We start from the raw sequence: 3298 nt of genomic DNA on the forward strand, positions 1-3298 counted from the left end.
ACGCGCACGTCGCGGCGCTGGTAGAACGCATCCACGGCCGCGCGGGCCACGGCGTTCGGCGCCAGCGCCGTGCCGCCCACACCCATCAGGACCTGGTTGAGGGCCATGTCCTGGCTCAGGCGGGCCGCGAACTGCTGCGAGTTCATGCCCTGCGCGGCCAGCAGTTCCTTGCGGACCGTGCCGTCGGCGTTGCGGAAGTTGGCGAACTGCGGATCGGTCTCGAACAGGCGCTTCAGGCGCTCGTCGGTCGGGACCAGATGCAGATCCCGCGAGGCCGCGAACAGCACGCGCTGGCGCACCAGATCGTCCAGCACACGCTGGCGGACCACGGGCGTGTCGAACTGCTTGACATCCACATTGGGCATCTGCGCACGCAGGCGCTCCACCTGGGCACGGTGCGCCTGGTCCCATTCGCCCCGGGTGATGCCCTGGCCATCGACCTTGGCGACCTCGTCCTTGCCCTGCGAGAACTTGTCATAACCCTGGATGCCGAACACCACGAAGGACGGCACGATCAGCAGCAGGAGCAGGAACTGCAGGACGCGGGTATGGCGACGGAAAAAATCGAACATCTGAGCTTCCTAGGGAGCACTGCAAGCAGCAGCGCCAGACACGACAAAGGCGAACCGGGGTTCGCCTTTGAAGAGAAAAGATCGCGGCTTGCCTGGAAACGGACATCCCGTGTGGTGGGTGCTGAGGGGCTCGAACCCCCGACCTACGCCTTGTAAGGGCGCCGCTCTACCAACTGAGCTAAGCACCCAGGTGCCGTCCGGCAAGACCATGACTGTATCAGCTCAGCGCGTCGAGCAACACCTTGCCCGGCCGAAACCGCGGAATGCGCGCCGCGCGGATGTGGACTGGCGCCCCTGTGCGCGGGTTGCGGCCCTCGCGGGCGGCGCGGCTGGACACCACGAAGGTGCCGAACCCGACCAGTGCCACCGGCTCGCCCTTCTTCAGCGACTGGGACACGCCGGAGATCATGGCATCGACCGCCCGCGCCGCCGCCGCCTTGGAGATGTCGGCCTGCAGCGCAATGTGCTCGATCAGTTCGGTCTTGTTCACGCGAAGCCCCTGATGCCTGTTTGGAAGGAAGCGGATTCTAGAAGAGGTGCCAGCGCGCGGATTCAGCGCGCCTTGGCGCGGATCTCGGGCAACGCCTTCTGCAGGTAGTACACCATCGACCAGATGGTCAGCACCGCAGCGATCAGGATCAGCACCGTGCCCCACAGCCGCGTCGGCACCACGCCGAAGAGCCGGCCGTCGTAGAGCAGGAAGGGAATCGCCACCATCTGCGCCGTCGTCTTGAGCTTGCCGATCATGTGGACCGCCACGCTGCGCGAGGCGCCGATCTGCGCCATCCACTCGCGCAGCGCCGAGATGGCGATCTCGCGGCCGATGATGACCAGCGCCACCATGGCGCTCACCCGGTCGAGCTGCAGCAGGATGAGCAGCGCCGCGCACACCAGGAACTTGTCCGCCACCGGGTCGAGGAAGGCGCCGAAGGACGAGGTCTGGTTCAGCTTGCGGGCCAGCCAGCCGTCGAGCCAGTCGGTCAGCGCCACGACGACGAAGAGCACGGTCGCCATCAGGTTGCGCGTCGGCATGTCGATCGGCAACTCGTAGATGCCGACGATCAGCGGAATGGCGACGATGCGCGCCCAGGTGAGCAGCGTTGGAAGGGTCCAGAACATGCACGCATTGTGCATGGTGTAACGAAACGACGGGTTTTCAGCCTCGGACGCGGCCCTCAGCGCAAGGCCCGGTAGATCTCTTCGGCCAGCTCCGGCGAGATGCCTTCGACGCCGGCCAGATCCTCGACCGACGCTGCCGCCACACCCCGCACGCCACCGAATCGCTGCAGAAGCCGCGCGCGTTTCTTCGGGCCGACCCCGGCGATGTCTTCCAGCCGGCTGCCGCCGGTGCGGACCGACGCCCGTTTCGCCCGCATGCCGGTGATGGCGAAGCGGTGCGCCTCGTCGCGGATCTGCGCCACCAGCATCAGCGCGGCCGAGTCGTGGCCGAGCCACACTTTCTCGCGCCCGTCGGCGAAGACCAGCTCCTCCAGCCCGACCTTGCGGCCCTCGCCCTTTTCCACACCGACCAGCAGCGACAGGTTCAGCCCCAGCGTGGTGAACACCTCGCGCGCCACGCTGATCTGCCCGCGCCCGCCATCGACCAGCACCAGGTCCGGCAACCGGCCCGTGCCCTGCTGCACCGCATCGACGAGCTTGGCGTAGCGGCGCGTGAGCACCTGGCGCATCGCGGCATAGTCGTCGCCGCCGGTGATGCCGGTGATGTTGTAGCGGCGGTACTGGCCGGGCTGCATCTTGTGGCCCTCGAAGACCACGCACGAGGCCTGCGTCGCCTCGCCCGCCGTGTGGCTGATGTCGAAGCACTCGATGCGCAGGCCGTCCAGCCCGCTGTCCATGCCTTCGGGTGCCAGATCCAGCGCCTCGACCAGTGCCCGCGTGCGCGCCTGCTGCGAGCCTTCCTCGGACAGCAGCCGCGCCAGCGCCAGCTCGGCGCCCTTGACCGCCATGTCGAGCCAGGCGCGGCGGTTCTCGCGTGGCTGGTGCTGCGCGCTGACCTTGTGGCCCTGGGGGTCGGTGAGCATCGCGACCAGGCCGCGGTCCACCGGGTGGCTGGTCACGAGGATCGGCGGGCAGTCGGCGCCGAGGTAGTGCTGCGCGATGAAGGCTTCGAGCACGCGGGCCTCGACCGGGCGGACGGCCTCGGCGCTGTCGTCGCCCTCCGTCGCCTCGGTGGCCTCCTGGGCCTCGTCGCCGACATCCACGGCGACCGCATCCTCGACGTGCGCTGGAAAGTAGGCCCGGTCGCCCAGGTGCCGCCCGCCACGCACCATCGCCAGGTTGACGCAGGCCCGACCGCCCTGCACCTTCACGGCCAGGATGTCCGTGTCACGGTCTTCCTGCGTGAACACGGACTGCTGCTGCAGCACCTTGGACAGCGTGGCGATCTGGTCGCGCAGCTCGGCCGCCTTCTCGTAATCGAACGCCTCGGCGCAGGCCATCATCTGCGCCTGCAGGCCGTCGAGCACTTCCTGCGTCTGCCCGCTCAGGAAGCGCACCGCGTTGCGCACATCCGCGGCGTAGTCCTCGCGGCTGATCAGGTCGACACACGGTGCCGAGCAGCGGTGGATCTGGTGCAGCAGGCAGGGCCGCGTGCGGTTGTTGAACACCGTGTCCTCGCAGGTGCGCAGCAGGAACACCTTCTGCATCAGCTGGATGCCCTCCTTCACCGCCCAGGCGCTCGGGTAGGGGCCGAAGTAGCGATGGCG

At 68.1% G+C, this 3298-nt stretch carries 4 protein-coding genes and 1 tRNA gene; all 5 read right to left on the bottom strand.

Annotated elements, in window-relative coordinates; genetic code table 11:
* A partial coding sequence (locus AB3X43_RS05835; protein WP_369428928.1) for a SurA N-terminal domain-containing protein occupies positions 1-572 on the bottom strand: 572 nt, incomplete at its 3' end.
* A 112-nt stretch (positions 573-684) separates the two neighbouring features.
* Positions 685-760 (bottom strand) — tRNA-Val (locus tag AB3X43_RS05840).
* A gap of 29 nt (positions 761-789) precedes the next feature.
* Positions 790-1098: an HU family DNA-binding protein gene (locus AB3X43_RS05845; protein ID WP_369428930.1), complete on the bottom strand. Its 309-nt coding sequence runs from the start codon at positions 1096-1098 to the stop codon at positions 790-792.
* 26 nt (positions 1099-1124) lie between these two features.
* Positions 1125-1691: a CDP-diacylglycerol--glycerol-3-phosphate 3-phosphatidyltransferase gene (gene pgsA / locus AB3X43_RS05850; protein ID WP_310461954.1), complete on the bottom strand. Its 567-nt coding sequence runs from the start codon at positions 1689-1691 to the stop codon at positions 1125-1127.
* 56 nt (positions 1692-1747) lie between these two features.
* Positions 1748-3298, bottom strand: a 1551-nt coding sequence (gene uvrC, locus AB3X43_RS05855; RefSeq protein WP_369428929.1) for an excinuclease ABC subunit UvrC, incomplete at its 5' end; no start/stop codon positions are given.

It is taken from the genome of Sphaerotilus sp. (assembly GCF_041083715.1).
In the GTDB taxonomy this organism is placed as follows: domain Bacteria; phylum Pseudomonadota; class Gammaproteobacteria; order Burkholderiales; family Burkholderiaceae_C; genus Sphaerotilus.